The 14,769-nt window shown below is 59.5% G+C and carries 15 protein-coding genes; 5 read left to right on the plus strand and 10 right to left on the minus strand.

Annotated features, from left to right (window positions below):
* Nucleotides 1-112 precede the first annotated feature (112 nt).
* Nucleotides 113-1,009, minus strand: a complete 897-nt coding sequence (locus ACIQV9_RS28180) for a LysR family transcriptional regulator (RefSeq protein WP_403108393.1) — start codon at nucleotides 1,007-1,009, stop codon at nucleotides 113-115.
* Nucleotides 1,010-1,108: 99 nt separating this feature from the next.
* Between ACIQV9_RS28180 and gstA the strand changes: the two genes are divergently transcribed.
* Nucleotides 1,109-1,708, plus strand: a complete 600-nt coding sequence (gstA, locus tag ACIQV9_RS28185) for a glutathione transferase GstA (RefSeq protein WP_403108396.1) — start codon at nucleotides 1,109-1,111, stop codon at nucleotides 1,706-1,708.
* Nucleotides 1,709-1,848: 140 nt separating this feature from the next.
* Here the strand turns inward: gstA and ACIQV9_RS28190 are convergent, their stop codons facing one another.
* The 4 genes from ACIQV9_RS28190 to ACIQV9_RS28205 all read right to left on the minus strand — a co-directional run bounded on the left by ACIQV9_RS28190 (nucleotide 1,849) and on the right by ACIQV9_RS28205 (nucleotide 5,550).
* Nucleotides 1,849-2,862, minus strand: a complete 1,014-nt coding sequence (locus ACIQV9_RS28190; RefSeq protein WP_403108398.1) for an ABC transporter substrate-binding protein — start codon at nucleotides 2,860-2,862, stop codon at nucleotides 1,849-1,851.
* Nucleotides 2,859-3,392 (minus strand): sigma-70 family RNA polymerase sigma factor, encoded by a 534-nt coding sequence (locus ACIQV9_RS28195; protein ID WP_403108400.1) that lies wholly within the window; start codon nucleotides 3,390-3,392, stop codon nucleotides 2,859-2,861. Before ACIQV9_RS28195 ends, ACIQV9_RS28190 begins: the two co-directional genes overlap by 4 nt.
* 246 nt (nucleotides 3,393-3,638) lie before the next feature.
* The gene (locus ACIQV9_RS28200; protein ID WP_403108403.1) at nucleotides 3,639-4,430 is read right to left on the minus strand and encodes a phosphate/phosphite/phosphonate ABC transporter substrate-binding protein; all 792 of its coding nucleotides are present in this window, start codon (nucleotides 4,428-4,430) and stop codon (nucleotides 3,639-3,641) included.
* Between the two features lie 178 nt (nucleotides 4,431-4,608).
* Nucleotides 4,609-5,550: a fatty acid desaturase gene (locus ACIQV9_RS28205; RefSeq protein ID WP_403108406.1), complete on the minus strand. Its 942-nt coding sequence runs from the start codon at nucleotides 5,548-5,550 to the stop codon at nucleotides 4,609-4,611.
* A 394-nt stretch (nucleotides 5,551-5,944) separates the two neighbouring features.
* On the opposite strand from ACIQV9_RS28205, the gene ACIQV9_RS28210 reads away from it, so the two are divergent.
* Nucleotides 5,945-6,361 (plus strand): GNAT family N-acetyltransferase, encoded by a 417-nt coding sequence (locus ACIQV9_RS28210; protein WP_403108408.1) that lies wholly within the window; start codon nucleotides 5,945-5,947, stop codon nucleotides 6,359-6,361.
* 137 nt (nucleotides 6,362-6,498) lie between these two features.
* Here ACIQV9_RS28210 and def read toward each other — a convergent pair whose 3' ends face one another.
* The 3 genes from def to ACIQV9_RS28225 all read right to left on the minus strand — a co-directional run bounded on the left by def (nucleotide 6,499) and on the right by ACIQV9_RS28225 (nucleotide 8,355).
* Nucleotides 6,499-7,038 carry a peptide deformylase gene (gene def / locus ACIQV9_RS28215; protein ID WP_403108410.1) on the minus strand — a complete coding sequence of 180 codons (540 nt, stop codon included), beginning with the start codon at nucleotides 7,036-7,038 and terminating at the stop codon, nucleotides 6,499-6,501.
* Entirely contained in the window at nucleotides 7,035-7,991 is a 957-nt protein-coding gene (locus ACIQV9_RS28220; RefSeq protein WP_403108413.1) for a YihY/virulence factor BrkB family protein, read from the minus strand. The genes def and ACIQV9_RS28220 overlap by 4 nt, the downstream gene beginning before the upstream one ends.
* Nucleotides 7,992-8,163: 172 nt before the next feature.
* The gene (locus tag ACIQV9_RS28225; protein WP_403108416.1) at nucleotides 8,164-8,355 is read right to left on the minus strand and encodes a CsbD family protein; all 192 of its coding nucleotides are present in this window, start codon (nucleotides 8,353-8,355) and stop codon (nucleotides 8,164-8,166) included.
* 200 nt (nucleotides 8,356-8,555) lie between these two features.
* On the opposite strand from ACIQV9_RS28225, the gene ACIQV9_RS28230 reads away from it, so the two are divergent.
* A complete protein-coding gene (locus tag ACIQV9_RS28230) occupies nucleotides 8,556-8,933 on the plus strand; it encodes a hypothetical protein (RefSeq protein ID WP_010457352.1) in 378 nt (125 codons plus the stop codon).
* A 169-nt stretch (nucleotides 8,934-9,102) separates the two neighbouring features.
* Here the strand turns inward: ACIQV9_RS28230 and fadD1 are convergent, their stop codons facing one another.
* Both fadD1 and fadD2 read right to left on the minus strand, forming a co-directional pair.
* Nucleotides 9,103-10,803 carry a long-chain-fatty-acid--CoA ligase FadD1 gene (gene fadD1 / locus ACIQV9_RS28235; protein WP_403108419.1) on the minus strand — a complete coding sequence of 567 codons (1,701 nt, stop codon included), beginning with the start codon at nucleotides 10,801-10,803 and terminating at the stop codon, nucleotides 9,103-9,105.
* Between the two features lie 385 nt (nucleotides 10,804-11,188).
* Nucleotides 11,189-12,877 carry a long-chain-fatty-acid--CoA ligase FadD2 gene (fadD2, locus tag ACIQV9_RS28240; RefSeq protein ID WP_403108421.1) on the minus strand — a complete coding sequence of 563 codons (1,689 nt, stop codon included), beginning with the start codon at nucleotides 12,875-12,877 and terminating at the stop codon, nucleotides 11,189-11,191.
* Nucleotides 12,878-13,113: 236 nt separating this feature from the next.
* Between fadD2 and ACIQV9_RS28245 the strand changes: the two genes are divergently transcribed.
* Nucleotides 13,114-14,058, plus strand: coding sequence for a lysophospholipase (locus ACIQV9_RS28245; RefSeq protein ID WP_403108424.1), 945 nt, complete (start codon nucleotides 13,114-13,116; stop codon nucleotides 14,056-14,058).
* Nucleotides 14,059-14,100: 42 nt separating this feature from the next.
* A complete protein-coding gene (locus ACIQV9_RS28250) occupies nucleotides 14,101-14,571 on the plus strand; it encodes a MaoC family dehydratase (protein WP_046049496.1) in 471 nt (156 codons plus the stop codon).
* Nucleotides 14,572-14,769 lie beyond the last annotated feature (198 nt).

Consider the following 14,769-nt stretch of genomic DNA (forward strand, 5'->3'; position numbering starts at 1 on the left):
TGCTCCGTGTCGGTGCCTTGGGGTGGGCACTCTGGCTGCGCCTTCTTGATATGGCGAGCGACATGATTAGCTACGAGTCAGCTTAGCCAGCCACTTCAGGGACGCAAGGCCACTAGTCGGCCAGTATTGAGGACAAAATCGGTTCAGCGAGCATGTCCAGCAATGCTTGCACCGCTGGCGAGGTTTTTTTGTCGGGGGCGGCCACCAGGGCGAACTCACGATGGATTCGCGGAAATACGGGCACCACGCGCAAACCTTGGCGATTACCCGGCAAGGTCATTTCCGGCACCAGGGTGACACCGATGTTCTCGCGCACCAGCGTGAACGCGCTGCTCCATTCTCGGACCTCGACCCGCACATCACTCAACTGCAAACCGGCCTCGGCGGCGAGGCTGCGGGCGTTGGTCGAGCAACCGCCCGTGGCCAGTACAAAGGGCTGTTCAGCCAACTCTGCAAGGGTCACGCCCTCCTCGTTCGAACGGCGGGCCAGCGGATGTCCGCAGGGCAGCACCGCCATCCACGCATCGCGCCCCAATCGTCCGGCATTGCGCTCGGGCGCAGGGTTCAACACCACGCCGACATCGACCAGCCCGGCCCCGAGCAGGGCTTCCACTTCATCGTCGCTCACCTCCAGCGCCACCACCTGGATGCCGGGATACAAGCGATTGAACCGGCGCAACAGCGGCGGGAGAAAAGTCGCCAGCACCATGGGGAAACTGGCGAGGCGGATAGTCCCGCGCTGGATATCCCGGGCGGCATCGACTGTGCTGCGAATGGTTTCCAAGGCGCCGAGCATCATGCGCGCCTGCTCGATGACCGGCAGACCGATGGCCGTCGGCAGGGTCTGGCGATTCTCCCGGCTGAACAGCTGAACGCCGAGAGTGTCCTCGATCAACGCCAATGCCTGGCTGGCGCCGGACTGGGTCATGCCGACCCGCTCGGCGGCCCGGGTAATATTGCCGGTGTCCGCGACCGCCACCACCATTCGCCAGTGCATCAGATTCATCATGGCAGTAGCTTTCCTTATGGCAGCGCTCTGAAAGATTAATTTTACCGAGGGTGCCGCGCACTATGACACTGGCGCAAATCCCTCACCAGAGCCCTGCCGATGAAGTTGTATTACGCCCCGAACGCCTGCTCGCTGGCGCCGCACATTGTGCTTCGTGAACTGGATTTGCCGTTCGAACTGATTCGCGTCGATAACCGCACCAAGACCACTGACGCCGGTGATGACTTCCTGGCAATCAACCCCAAGGGTTACGTCGCAGCGTTACAACCTGAGACCGGCGAGGTGCTGACCGAAGGCCCGGCGATCCTGCAATACCTGGCGGACCTGCGCCTCGAGGCGAAGCTGGCGCCGCCGATCGGCACGTTCGAGCGGGTGCGGTTGCAGGAGTGGCTGAACTTTGTCTCGACCGAGATTCATGGTGGCCTGGGTTGGCTGTTTAATGCCGGGTTTCCAGAGGAGGTGAAAGCGCTGATCAAGGCGAAGTTGTTCAAGCGGTTGGCGGTGCTGAGCGAGACGCTGGAGCGCCAGGCGTATTTGATGGGTGATTTCAGCGTGGTTGATGCGTATTTGTTTACGGTACTGCGTTGGGCGCCACTGTTTGCGATTGATCTGGATCAGTGGCCGGCGTTGGTGCGGTTTCAGGCCAGGATTGACCAGAGGCCAGCCGTCAAGGCGGCGTTGGCGGCTGAATCTTTGTAAACCTTGAGACCATCGCGGGCAAGCCCGCTCCCACAGGGATCGTGGGTGAACACAATATTTGTGTACGCCGGAGATCCAATGTAGGAGTGAGCCTGCTCGCGATGCGGTAGCTCATGCACCGCCAAAACATCTGGTAACCACTACAAACTCGCACTCACCTTGGTCGCCACCTCCCCCGGCACCCAGGCTTTCCAGATTTGCGGCTGATTGCGCAAGAACGCCTCGGCCACCTGACGCGGTTGCTGGCGTTTTTCGCTCATCTGCCCCAGCGTCTGGTTCAGCAGATCGATCGGAAAATCGACCTTTTCAAAGAACGCCACCAGGTCCGGGTATTGCGCCTTGAACGGCGCGGACACGCCAATCGCCAGGCTTGCCGGCATTGAGCGCGTACCTTTGGGGTTCGGGTTATTGGCATCGGCCAGGGTCTTCCAGGCTTCGGCATCGAACGGCGGCTCGTCGAGTTTTACCAGTTTGAAGCGCCCGAGCAGCGGTGTTGGCGACCAGTAGTAAAACAGCACCGGTTTGCCGCGACGGATCGATGAAGCGACCTCGGCATCCAGCGCCGCGCCGGAGCCGGTACGGAAGTTGACGTAGCTGGCGGTCAGGTCATAGGCCTTGAGTTTCTGGCTGTTAACGATCTCCGAAGTCCAGCCGGTCGGGCTGTTGAGGAAGCGTCCGCGGCTCGGATCTTCCGGGTCGCGGAACACGTCCTTGTAACGGGCCAGGTCGGCGACGGACTTCAGCTCCGGGGCCAACGGTTTGATGCCGCGCTCCGGGTCGCCCTTGATCACGTACTCGGGCACCCACCAACCTTCGGTGGCACCTTTGACGGTGTCGCCCAAACCAAACACCTTGCCCTCGGCTGACGCCTTGACCCACGCCGGACTGCGCCCGGCCCACTCTTCGCCGATCACCTGAATATCGTTCTTGGCCAACGCCGCTTCGAGACTGACGGTGCTGCCCGGCAAGGTATCGGTCGGGTAGCCGTAACCCCTCTCGACGATGAGCCGCAGGATTTCGGTGATCAGGCTTCCGCTCTCCCACGTGATGTCACCGAAGTGAATCGGTGCGGTTTTTTCGGCTGCCGGAACCTGGGAAGCCACCAGGCTCAGGGCCAGCAGCGAACTGCCGAGCAGGGTTTTGATCGATCTCATGCGGACCTCTGGGTCAGGGGTTGATTGGCGCTGTGCTGGGCGCACAAGGCGTGGGTGCGGGTCATGTAAACGCTGACCGAGCGCTGGGATATGCCCAGTTCGGCGGCGATTTGCGGGTAGGTCAGACCGTCGACGCGGGACATCAGGAACGTCGCCCGGACTTTGCCCGGCAAGCGGTCGAGGGCGAGGTCCAGGCTCTTCAGGGTTTGGGATAGCTGCAGCAAATCCTCAGGCGACCGCCCACCGACAACGTCAGTCTGCTGCAGTTGTTCCAGGTGTTGGCGCTCCAGATCGCGACGACGCCAGAGCTGATAAACCAGGCGACGGGCGATGGTGGTGAGCAAGGCGCGAGGTTCGCGGATGGGTGTCAGCGCTGGCGATTCGAGCAGGTGCACGAAGGTTTCGGCGGCGATGTCTTCGACACTGGGGTTGCTGCCCAAGTGTCGGCGCAGTCGTGCGCACAACCAGGGGTAATGGGCGCGGAACAATCGGTCCACGTTGTTGCGATGGGATGCGTCGGTGCCGGACATAGAGGCTCCAAGGGTTAGGGGTCGCTGAATGTCCGGTGATCCGGTGAAGCGATCCTAGCAAGGAGCCTTATTCTTTAATAATACTTAAAATGAATTTTTATATTCCTTTAAGGAATTTAGTTCAGTGACGCCTGATCTGTCGCTTTCGCGGGCAAGCCTCGCTCCTACAGGTTGGATGTCGATCATCAATTTTGCGATCGACACCCAATCTGTAGGAGCGAGGCTTGCCCGCGAAAAATCTATCGGTCAACGCAACCGCCCATACCCCAACGCTTCAGCCTCCTGCTGATAATCAAGAATGACTTGATAGTCGGTCTCGGTGGCCGGCAGCACTTCTTTCAGACCGAGGGTTTCCGCGACGTCGGGCAACTCATGCAATGAGGTGTTCATCACCTGCCGAAGCGCTTCAGCCTGTCCATCGGTCAGCGTCGCGGCCGTGATGTACGGCAAGGTCGGACTGAACGCGCTTCGGGCCACGACGCGCAGACCCGCGACTTCTTTCTCGGCATGCCGCGCCAGGTAGGCGAAGGTCACACTGTCGATGGCCGCCAGGTCTGCGAGCCTTTCGCGCAGCCAGCGCAGGCTCTCGCGGTGGCTGCCGCTGATGGCGACACTGGAAAAAAACTGCCCGTCGCGATGCAGCGGCGCCAGGCGGTGCCGCAACAGATTCATGCCGCTGTTGGAGTCTTCGCCATTGATCACCCCACGACTGCCGCGCAAGTCAAACAAGGTTCGCCGTGGATCATCGGCACGACTCAGCAGCAGGCTGCAATGGTTGCCACCGTTGCTGTCGGGGAGTTCATAACGAGGCCGCCCGATGACCCGGACCTTGCCGCGCAATGCAGTCATCAGCGGGTAGCCGCAGGTTTGGGTCAGAAGCAGATCAGGCGATAACCAGAGTTCGGGCAGCGACAGGCCTTCGGCACTCAAGCGGGCATGTCCCAGGTGTTTGAGGATGCGCGAGAGCCAACGCTCGTTCGCCGCGCGGATCGGCTCTGGGGCGACGTACATCAGGAGTTCGGCGATGTGTTCAGTCATCAAAAATCTCCCCGACAACGAAATTTCCCTGTGGGAGCGGGCTTTTGTGGTGAGGGGGCTTGCCCCCGTTGGGTTGCGAAGCGGCCCCAAAAATGGGACTGCTGCGCAGTCCAACGGGGGCAAGCCCCCTCGCCACAAAGGCTCACTCCTACAGGGGTCAGGTGTCGATCATGAAAAATCAATGAAATGGATGCCGCGGGCTATCGATGGCTTTTACCCCATTCTCCCGCCACAACTGCCCGTAACCCTGAACCAGAAATCCGCCGCTGCGCGCCAGCCATTGCTCGCGGCGCGCGTGGTAGGCGCGCGGCAAGTCGTACCAGGGCAGGCCCGGCAGGTCGTGATGCACCAGGTGAAAATTGAGGTTCAGGAACAGCCAGCGCCACGGCCAGGCCGCCTCGTTAAGCACGGTGCGTTGCTCGGGTTCGGCGTGCGGTCGGTGTTCATAATAGGAGCGAATCATGGCAATCGACAGCGCCGGCACGCTGATCAGCAACAGGTAATGCCAGACCGGCAACACGCTGTAGCGCGCGATGAACACCAGCATCAGCAAGGTCAGCGCGCCGTGGCTCAGCCACATCAACCACGCCTGTCGCTCACCGTTGATCAGCCGTTGCAGTTCTTCCTTCGCCAGCGCCAACAGGGCCAGCGGCGCGCCGAGCATGAAGCGCCCGAGCACGGTTTTGTTCAGCCAGTGCAGGCCTTGTTCGAGGCGCGAACTGCCCTGCCACTGCGCGGCCGTCAGGTAACGGCTTTCCGGGTCGCGGCCGGGCAGGGTCAGGTCTTCGTCGCGGTGATGCAGCAAATGGCTGTCGCGATACAGGGTGTAGGGATACCAGACGGCGAACGGTGCGTAGCCGAGGACTTTATTGAGCGACGGCCAACGGGTCGGATGCCCGTGAAGCAATTCGTGCTGCACCGACAACCAGAGCACCACGAGCGGAATCAGCAGAAAAGTGCTCCACCCCACCCCCAACCGATCACTGGTCAGAACAATGCCGAACCAACCGACATACACGCCGACCAGCAACAGCCAGGTCGGCCATTCGGTACGAGCGGTGAGGCGTTGGCGCAGGGTTTCGATTTCTTCTCGGTGGGCGGCATCGAAGTAATGGGGCATGGCGTTGCTCAGATCGGGGACCAGTCCCCCTCTGTGCAATGGCGCAGGGAAATCTTGCAGATTATTTGGTGATCGTTCCCACGCTCTGCGTGGGAATGCAGCCCGTGACGCTCCGCGTCACTGGACGCGGAGCGTCCGGCGTTCCCACGCAGAGCGTGGGAACGATCGATTAAAGCGGGATCAATGACCGAACACATCCACCTTCTTGGCCTTCTTGTCTGCGCGCTTTTCATCGGCGGTTTTCGCCGGTTTCTTCTTTGCCGCTTTTTTTGAATCCATGCCTTTGGCCATGATACGTACTCCACTCATACGGGATGTGAGATCAGGTATACACCTATCGCCGGCCGCGCGTTCTTTTATAATCGCCCACTTTGCGAACCGACAGATCAAACCCATGCCCGACACACAGTACACCCTGCTCGCCGAGCCATTATGGCCGTTGATGAACAAGTTTTATCGCGCCCACCAATCGTCGATGAAAGCGGTGCGCGATGCTCAGCTGTGGGTCGCCAGACGCGAGGAGATCATTGGCGCACTGTGTTTGCGGCCAGTGTCGGGCGGGCATTGGTTGACGGGGCTGTTCGTCGATCCGGCGTGTCGGGAACAAGGGATCGCGGCGGCCTTGATGGCCGCAGCGGTGAGCGGGCTCGAACAACCGGTCTGGCTGTTCTGCCATCCCGACTTGCGGAGCTTTTATGAACGCCAAGGGTTTACCTTCGATCCGCACATGCCCTACGCAATGACCGAACGCCTGAGCCGTTACGCGCGCAGCAAACCGATGATCGCCATGGGCCTGGATCCAGCCAGTTAACTCACGCCAGCCTTTTGAAGATCAAATGTGGGAGCGGGCTTGCCCGCGATGAGGCCTGTACATTCAACATGGATGTTGTCTGACAGATTGCTATCGCGGGCAAGCCCGCTCCCACAAGGTCTTGCGGTGTCCAAAGCTTAGTCGTCGGCGTTAGGGTCGAGATCCGGGAACATCACTTCGGTGAACCCGAATTTGCTGAAGTCGGTAATCCGCGACGGGTATAACCGGCCGATCAAGTGATCGCACTCATGTTGCACCACCCGCGCATGGAATCCCTCGGCAATCCGCACAATCGGCTGGCCCTTGGGATCGAACCCTTCATAGCGAATCTGCTGATAACGATCCACCGCGCCGCGCAGGCCGGGCACGGACAGGCAACCTTCAAAGCCCTCTTCCATTACCGGGCTCAACGGCGTGATCAGCGGATTGATCAGAATGGTCTGCGGCACCGCTTCAGCGTCCGGGTAGCGTTCGCTGTGTTCGAAACCAAAGATCACCAGTTGCAGATCGACACCGATCTGCGGCGCAGCCAGGCCGACGCCGCCGACGCTTTCCATGGTCTGGAACATGTCGTCGATCAGTTGCCACAGCTCAGGGCTGTCGAACATTTCAGCAGGGAGCGGCGGGGCAATGCGCAGCAGACGCTCGTCGCCCATTTTCAGGATTTCACGGATCATTTGGTGACTTCGTCAGTGGTGGACTTGATCGAGTGATCCCGCCCCAGTCCCGAAACGTGCTGTTTGGGTTCGTGGTCGAGTTCACCGGGGACTTTTTCGCCAGGGTCCTTGCCCTCGGTCGACATGTGTTCGATCACCGCATTCATCTCCGCGCCGAGCAACAGCACCGCGGCGGAAATATAGAAGTACAGCAACAGCACGATGATTGCGCCGATACTGCCATACATGGCGTTGTAGTTGGCGAACTCCTTGACGTACAGGCCGAAGCCCACGGAGGCGAGGATCCACACCACCACCGCCAGTACCGAGCCCGGGGTGATAAAACGAAACTCCTGTTTGACGTCGGGCATGACGTAATAAATCAGCGCCACGGCCACCATCAGCAAAATCACCACCACTGGCCAGCGCACGATGGTCCACAGAGTCACGATGAAGTCTTCCATGCCGACTTGCGCGGCAATCCAGCCCATTAATTGCGGCCCGAGCACCATCAGCGCGGCGGCAATCAACAACATGCCGGCGATGCCGACTGTGTAGATGATCGACAGCGGAAAACGCTTCCACGCGGGCCGGCCTTCAACCACATCGTAGGCGGCATTCATCGCGCTCATCATCAGCCGCACGCCGGCTGACGCGGTCCACAGGGCAATCACGATACCAATCGACAGCAAGCCACCCTTGGACTGCTGGAGTTGGTCGATCACCGGGTTAACTTGTTCCAGCGCCTGGGGCGGCAGGACCAGTTCCGATTGCAGGCGCAGCCAGGAGAAGAAGTCCGGCAGGTGCAGGAAACCGATCAGCGCGATGAGAAAAAGAATGAAGGGAAACAGCGAAAACAGCATTTGATAGGCCAATGCCGAGGCATAAGTCGACATCTCGTCGTCGACGAACTCGGTAACCGTGCGCACCATGACACGGTGCAGGCGCAGGCCTTTCATGTGTGGGAAAAACATTAGCGTCTCCTTTCGCCGCAAAAATGGGTTGAAGTCGAGGCGACTCAGGGGCCGTTTTCTACATCAAAGTAGCCTACTTGGCGACTTTGAAACAATTTCCGTGCGCAAGTTCAGGCTGACACAAAAACGGCCATCCGTGGATGGCCGTTCCTGTTGCTCATCAAAGGCCGGATCACGCCTTGTCGACGCCTTTCTTGATCGCGTCCTTGGCTTTGCCGACCGCTTGCTGGGCCTCGCCTTTCCTTTCCTGGACCTTGCCTTCAGTTTGCAGCTTGGTGTTGTCAGTTGCCTTGCCGACACCTTGCTTGACGTTGCCGACGGCTTCGTTGGCCATGCCTTTTACTTTATCGCCAGTGCTGCTCATGGTGTTTCTCCTGTGAACAATTCAACGGAAAAAGTCGTTACACAAAGATTGACCGGAGGCGTTTGCACGGAGTTTCATTTATTTTCAGCCACACATTTCATCGTTCAGCGCAGGTTGGGCTTTATGTTTGCCGACCAACCCCCGAGAATGCGCAACGTATTCAGGCCATGGCGCTGAAGATCCAATCCCGTAGGAATGTTATGAAACTCGATAAAAAGCAGGCCATTGCCCGCAGAAACCAGGAACTCGGCGGTGCTGTGCTTGGCGTCAACAACTGCCATTTCACCGAACTGAACCGCAACCGCAACATCTGGTGGTTCGATATCCCGGTGGCGCGCCTGGCCATTGGTCAGTACGAATGGGTTCACCTGCTGATGCACACCCCGGAAACCGACGAACTGCTGCACCTGAAAGTGCCGACGGTGTTCCTGCGCGAGAAGCTTGAAGGCCTGGTGGTGCGCAACGAAGGCAAGCGCAAAGCCGCTTTGAGCCTGGAACTGAGCGCGGACAAGGATTCGTACCTGCAAGACATGCGCCCGGCGGGCACCAACGTCAATTTCGCGCCGTTCCGCCTCTAAGTAGATCGTTCCCACGCTCCGCGTGGGAATGCCGCCACGGACGCTCCGCGTCCGATGCTGGGACGCAGAGCGTCCCGGGATGCGTTACCACGCAGAGCGTGGGAACGATCAGTCAGACAACCAACTCAATGCCAACAAAAAGCCCCGCATCTGCGGGGCTTTTTGTTTGTTACGCGCCGACTTTCTTGGCGTTCAGCTTTTTCAGCTCTTCGTCGCGCAATTCGCGGCGCAGGATCTTGCCGACGTTGGTGGTCGGCAGGGCATCGCGAAACTCCACGGAGCGCGGAACCTTGTAGCCGGTCACGTTCGCACGCATGTGCTCCATCACCTGCTCCTTGGTCAACGTCACACCCGGTTTGGCGACGATGAAGATCTTGATCGCTTCGCCCGACTTCTCGTCCGGTACACCGATGGCCGCACATTGCAGCACGCCCGGCAGGGTCGCCAGCACATCTTCCAGTTCGTTCGGGTACACGTTGAAACCGGAGACCAGGATCATGTCTTTCTTGCGATCGACGATGCGCATGTAGCCGTCCGGCTGGATCAATGCGATGTCACCGGTCTTCAACCAGCCTTCGCTGTCGAGCATTTCATCGGTGGCGTCCTGACGCTGCCAGTAGCCCTTCATCACCTGCGGACCTTTCACACACAGTTCGCCGATTTCGCCCAGCGGCTGTTCAACGCCGGCATCGTCGATGATTTTGCACACGGTGGACGGAACCGGAATACCGATGGTGCCGATCTGAATGTGCTGAATCGGGTTCACGGTGGCCACCGGGCTGGTTTCGGTCATGCCGTAACCTTCGCAGATGGCGCAACCGGTGACCGCTTTCCAGCGCTCGGCCGCTGCCAGTTGCAGGGCCATGCCGCCGGACAAGGTGACTTTCAGCGCCGAGAAGTCCAGCTTGCGGAACGCTTCGTTGTTGCACAGCGCCACGAACAGGGTGTTGAGGCCGACGAACCCGCTGAACTTCCACTTCGACAGTTCCTTGACCATCGCCGTCAAATCGCGCGGGTTGCTGATCAGGATGTTGTGGTTGCCGATCAGCATCATCGCCATGCAATGAAAGGTGAATGCATAGATGTGGTACAGCGGCAGCGGCGTGATCAGGATCTCGCAGCCTTCGTTGAGGTTGGAACCCATCAGCGCCTTGCACTGCAGCATGTTCGCGACAAGGTTGCGATGGGTCAGCATCGCGCCCTTGGCCACGCCGGTGGTCCCGCCGGTGTATTGCAGGACGGCAACGTCGCTGTTGGCCGGGTTGGCTTCAGCCACTGGCTGGCCGTGGCCCTTGCTCAGCACGTCGTTGAACTTGATCGCCTTGGGCAAGTGATACGCCGGGACCATCTTCTTCACGTACTTGATGACGCTGTTGACCAGCAGGCGCTTGAGCGGTGGCAGCAGGTCGGCCACTTCGGTGACGATCACGTGCTTGACGCCGGTTTTCGGCACGACGATTTCGGCCAGATGGGCCATGTTAGCCAGGCAGACCAGGGCTTTGGCACCGGAATCGTTGAATTGATGTTCCATTTCCCGCGCGGTGTACAGCGGGTTGGTGTTGACCACGATCAGCCCGGCGCGTATGGCACCGAACACGGCGACCGGGTACTGCAACACGTTGGGCAGTTGCACGGCGATTCGATCGCCCGGCTGCAAGTCGGTATGCTGTTGCAGGTAAGCGGCAAAGGCACCGGACAATTCGTACAGTTCACCGTAGGTGATTGTCTTGCCCAGGTTGCTGAATGCCGGTTTGTCGGCGAAGCGCTGGCAGGAACGTTTCAACACTGCCTGAATATTCGGATACTCGTCTGGATTGATCTCGGCAGCAATCCCGGCAGGGTACTTATCCTTCCAAAAGTCTTCGTTCATGGAAGCCCACTCCTCAGCAACGCGAATTCAGCACCGCATTTGATGCGATTATTATTGGTGTGTGTTTGTCGGTGAATCTTGCGCTTTTATAAGCCCGAGACGTCACAAAGCGCGCCGAGAGTAGCAGCTTTGCCAAGGGTCGACTAGAGCCAAAAGCGGCCTCTATGGTCACGATTGTGACTCAAGAATTGCTAGCAGTCATTTTAGAGCAAAAATTCTATACAACCCTCAAAAGCCTCTGAAACCGGGGCTTCAGATCTTTAAAAGCTTCGCGGGCAAGCCTCGCTCCTACGGGTTCGGTGGTGTTCACAGTATCGGTGAACAACACAAAACCTGTAGGAGCGTGGCTTGCCCGCGAACCGCGCGAAGCGCGGCCATTCACCGATCAGGCGATATCCCGCAACTCCCGCCGCAGGATCTTGCCCACCGGCGTCATCGGCAACGACTCACGCAACACAATGTGCTTGGGCACTTTGTACGCCGTGAAGTTTTCCTTGCAGTACGCCTTCAGCTCTTCAAGGCTGACCCCCGACTCACGGGCCACCACAAACAGCTTCACCGCCTCCCCCGAACGCTCGTCCGGCACACCGATCACCGCGCAGTTGGCGACTTTCGGGTGAGCCATGACCACGTCTTCGATCTCATTCGGGTACACGTTGAAACCCGAGACGATGATCATGTCTTTCTTGCGATCGACGATGCGCACAAAACCGTCCGGGTCGATCACCGCGATGTCGCCGGACTTGAACCAGCCCTCGGCATCCAGCACCTCGGCGGTGGCCTCCGGTTTCTGCCAGTAGCCCTTCATGATCTGCGGGCCTTTGATGCACAGTTCGCCACGCTCGCCCAGCGGCTGCTCGACGCCTTCATCGTTGATCACTTTCAGCGTAGTGCCCGGCACCGGCAGGCCGACCGTGCCAATCCGCGATTTGTCGCCGTAGGGGTTGGTGCAGGCCACCGGTGAGGTTTCGGTCAGGCCGTAACCCTCGGTGATGCGGCAACCGGTGAGCTGTTCCCAGCGCTCGGCGGTGGCCTTTACCAGCGCGGTGCCGCCGGAGTTGGTGAGTTTGAGGCTGGAGAAATCCAGGGTCTTGAAATCCGGGTGATCCATCAGCGCAACGAACAGCGTATTGAGCCCCAGCAGCGCCGAGAACCGCCAGTTCTTCAGCTCCTTGATGAAGCCGCCGATGTCGCGAGGATTGGTAATCAGCACGTTGTGGTTGCCGGTCACCATCATGCACATGCAGTTCGCCGTGAACGCATAGATGTGGTACAGCGGCAGCGGCGCGATCATCACTTCCTGACCTTCACGCAGCAGCGGCTGACCGTCGCTGCCGAACTGCCCGAGGCAGGCCCGCGCCTGCTGCATGTTCGCCACCAGGTTGCCGTGGGTCAGCATCGCGCCCTTGGCCAGGCCGGTGGTGCCGCCGGTGTATTGCAGCACCGCGATGTCGTCGAGGCTGACTTTCAGCGGCTTGATGCCCAGCCCCCGGCCCAGACGCAGCGCGCTCTTGAAGGAAATGGCCTGGGGCAAAGAATAGGCCGGGACCATCTTCTTGACCTTACTGACCATGGTATTGACCAGCCAACCCTTGGCGGCAGGCATCAGGTCGCCCATCTTCGCTTCGATCAGGTACTGGATGTCGGTGTCGGGCAGCACTTCCTGGACCTTCTGCCCGAACACGTTCAGGTACACCAGCGCCCGGGCACCGGAGTCCTTGAACTGATGACGCATCTCCCGCGCGGTGTACAGCGGGTTGGTGTTGACCACAATCAGTCCGGCGCGCAAGGCACCAAACACGGCAATCGGGTAATGCAGGACGTTGGGCATCTGCACCGCAATGCGATCCCCCGGCACCAGGTCGGTGTGGGCTTGCAGGTAACCGGCGAACGCCAGGCTGTAGCGTTCCAGTTCGGCGTAGGTCAGGGTCACGCCCATGTTACTGAAGGCAGGGCGATCAGCGAATTTCTTGCAGGAACGCTCGAACACCTCAAGCACCGACTTGTAGGCCCCAAGGTCAATATCCAGGGGCACGCCGGCCGGGCGTTTGTCATTCCAGAAATCAGGTTGCATTGTTCTTGTCCTCTTTACCTGAGCCTATCCGGGCCGCTTTTCTGTCTTCTTCAAAACAAAGAGCGAAAGGCGGGGCTTCACGGACACTAGCAGCTATAGCGAAACAGGCAAATATGCCAACGGGCGTCATTGACCGTGTGAATCTTGCTGCAGCGGCGTGGCCTGATCAGACGGGAGCGAAAGGATGCGCTATACAATGCATCGTGCCTGTGCCCCATCCATGCAAAGGAATCGCCATGATCCACGACACTTTCTGGCTGACCGCGAGTGACCGCAGCCGCCTCTACGTCAACCAGTGGCTGCCCGATCCGCCTTTGAAAGCGGTGATCCTGCTGGCCCATGGCATGGCGGAACACAGTGGTCGCTACGCCCGCCTGGCGGAAAAACTCTGCGCGCAAGGTTACGGCGTCTACGCGCCGGACCTGCGTGGACATGGCAAAACTGCCGAAAACGGGACACTCGGCCATTTCGCCGACGACGATGGCTGGTGCAAAGTGGTCGGCGACCTGGCGAGCCTCAACCAACACATCGGCCAGCAACATCCCGGCGTGCCGATTGTGCTGCTCGGCCACAGCATGGGCAGCTACATCGCCCAGGCCTACCTGCTGCATCACAGCGCCAGCCTGCACGGCGCAGTGCTAAGCGGTTCGAACTTCCAGCCCATCGCGCTCTATCGCGCGGCACGTCAGATTGCGCGTGTCGAAAAAGCGCGCCAGGGTCCCAAGGGCCGCAGCGCGCTGATCGAGTGGTTGTCGTTTGGCTCGTTCAACAAAAAATTCAAACCGGTGCGCACGCGTTTCGACTGGCTCAGTCGCGATCCGACGGAAGTCGATCTGTACGCCAACGATCCGCTCTGCGGCTTTCGTTGCACCAATCAGCTGTGGATCGATTTGCTCGGTGGGTTGCAGCAAATCAGCAAAGCGTCCAATCTCGCTCAGATTGATCCGGGCCTGCCGCTGTTGGTGATTGGCGGTGAATGTGATCCGGTGAGCGAAGGCAAACGTCTGAACGATCTGGCCCATGCGCTACGCGCGGCCGGCAGCCAGAACCTGCAACTGACTATTTACCCGCAGGCACGGCATGAACTGTTCAACGAGAGCAACCGCGATGAAGTGATCAATGACGTGTTGAACTGGATCGCCCAGGCGCTGAGCCACCGCCGGCCACCCAGATCGGAATAGTTTTTTTGTGGATTTTTTTATTCGTCACAGGAATTGAAACAGATGACCCAGGTTACCAACACCCCTTACGAAGCCCTCGAAGTCGGCCAGACCGCCAGCTACAGCAAGACGGTCGAAGAGCGCGACATTCAGTTGTTCGCCGCGATGTCGGGTGATCACAACCCGGTGCACCTGGACGCCGAATTCGCCGCGGGCACCATGTTCAAGGAGCGCATCGCCCACGGCATGTTCAGCGGTGCGCTGATCAGCGCGGCCGTGGCGTGCGAGTTGCCTGGGCCGGGGACTATTTATATCGGTCAGCAGATGAGCTTTCAGAAGCCGGTGAAGATTGGCGACACCCTGACCGTGCGCCTGGAAATCCTCGAGAAACTGCCGAAGTTTCGTGTGCGGATCGCCACTCGAGTGTTTAACCAGCGCGATGAATTGGTGGTGGATGGCGAGGCCGAGATTCTTGCGCCGCGTAAGCAGCAGACGGTGACATTGCCGAAGCTGCCGGCGATCAGTATCGGCTGAAGCGCCTGATCGTTCCCACGCTCTGCGTGGGAGTGCAGCCCGGGACGCTCCGCGTCCCATCAACAGCCGAACGCGGAGCGTCCGTTGAGGCATTCCCACGCAGAGTGGTGTGCACCCCAAAAGTTGGACGATTGTGGTTCTAGGCCTGAACGGATTGAGTCCTGTATTCCACAGGGCTCATTCCGTTCAGCCTCAGCT

Origin of the sequence: Pseudomonas sp. NPDC099000, assembly GCF_044759925.1 — a bacterium.
Lineage (GTDB): Bacteria > Pseudomonadota > Gammaproteobacteria > Pseudomonadales > Pseudomonadaceae > Aquipseudomonas.

What these genes read in the sequence shown, in the direction of transcription:
- ACIQV9_RS28180 (WP_403108393.1), bottom strand. Translation starts at nt 1,009, where the DNA reads ATGATGAATCTGATGCACTGGCGAATGGTGGTGGCGGTCGCGGACACC.
- ACIQV9_RS28245 (WP_403108424.1), top strand. Translation starts at nt 13,114, where the DNA reads ATGATCCACGACACTTTCTGGCTGACCGCGAGTGACCGCAGCCGCCTC.
- fadD2 (WP_403108421.1), bottom strand. Translation starts at nt 12,877, where the DNA reads ATGCAACCTGATTTCTGGAATGACAAACGCCCGGCCGGCGTGCCCCTG.
- gstA (WP_403108396.1), top strand. Translation starts at nt 1,109, where the DNA reads ATGAAGTTGTATTACGCCCCGAACGCCTGCTCGCTGGCGCCGCACATT.
- ACIQV9_RS28195 (WP_403108400.1), bottom strand. Translation starts at nt 3,392, where the DNA reads ATGTCCGGCACCGACGCATCCCATCGCAACAACGTGGACCGATTGTTC.
- ACIQV9_RS28230 (WP_010457352.1), top strand. Translation starts at nt 8,556, where the DNA reads ATGAAACTCGATAAAAAGCAGGCCATTGCCCGCAGAAACCAGGAACTC.
- ACIQV9_RS28220 (WP_403108413.1), bottom strand. Translation starts at nt 7,991, where the DNA reads ATGTTTTTCCCACACATGAAAGGCCTGCGCCTGCACCGTGTCATGGTG.
- ACIQV9_RS28250 (WP_046049496.1), top strand. Translation starts at nt 14,101, where the DNA reads ATGACCCAGGTTACCAACACCCCTTACGAAGCCCTCGAAGTCGGCCAG.
- ACIQV9_RS28210 (WP_403108408.1), top strand. Translation starts at nt 5,945, where the DNA reads ATGCCCGACACACAGTACACCCTGCTCGCCGAGCCATTATGGCCGTTG.
- def (WP_403108410.1), bottom strand. Translation starts at nt 7,038, where the DNA reads ATGATCCGTGAAATCCTGAAAATGGGCGACGAGCGTCTGCTGCGCATT.
- ACIQV9_RS28200 (WP_403108403.1), bottom strand. Translation starts at nt 4,430, where the DNA reads ATGACTGAACACATCGCCGAACTCCTGATGTACGTCGCCCCAGAGCCG.
- fadD1 (WP_403108419.1), bottom strand. Translation starts at nt 10,803, where the DNA reads ATGAACGAAGACTTTTGGAAGGATAAGTACCCTGCCGGGATTGCTGCC.
- ACIQV9_RS28190 (WP_403108398.1), bottom strand. Translation starts at nt 2,862, where the DNA reads ATGAGATCGATCAAAACCCTGCTCGGCAGTTCGCTGCTGGCCCTGAGC.
- ACIQV9_RS28225 (WP_403108416.1), bottom strand. Translation starts at nt 8,355, where the DNA reads ATGAGCAGCACTGGCGATAAAGTAAAAGGCATGGCCAACGAAGCCGTC.
- ACIQV9_RS28205 (WP_403108406.1), bottom strand. Translation starts at nt 5,550, where the DNA reads ATGCCCCATTACTTCGATGCCGCCCACCGAGAAGAAATCGAAACCCTG.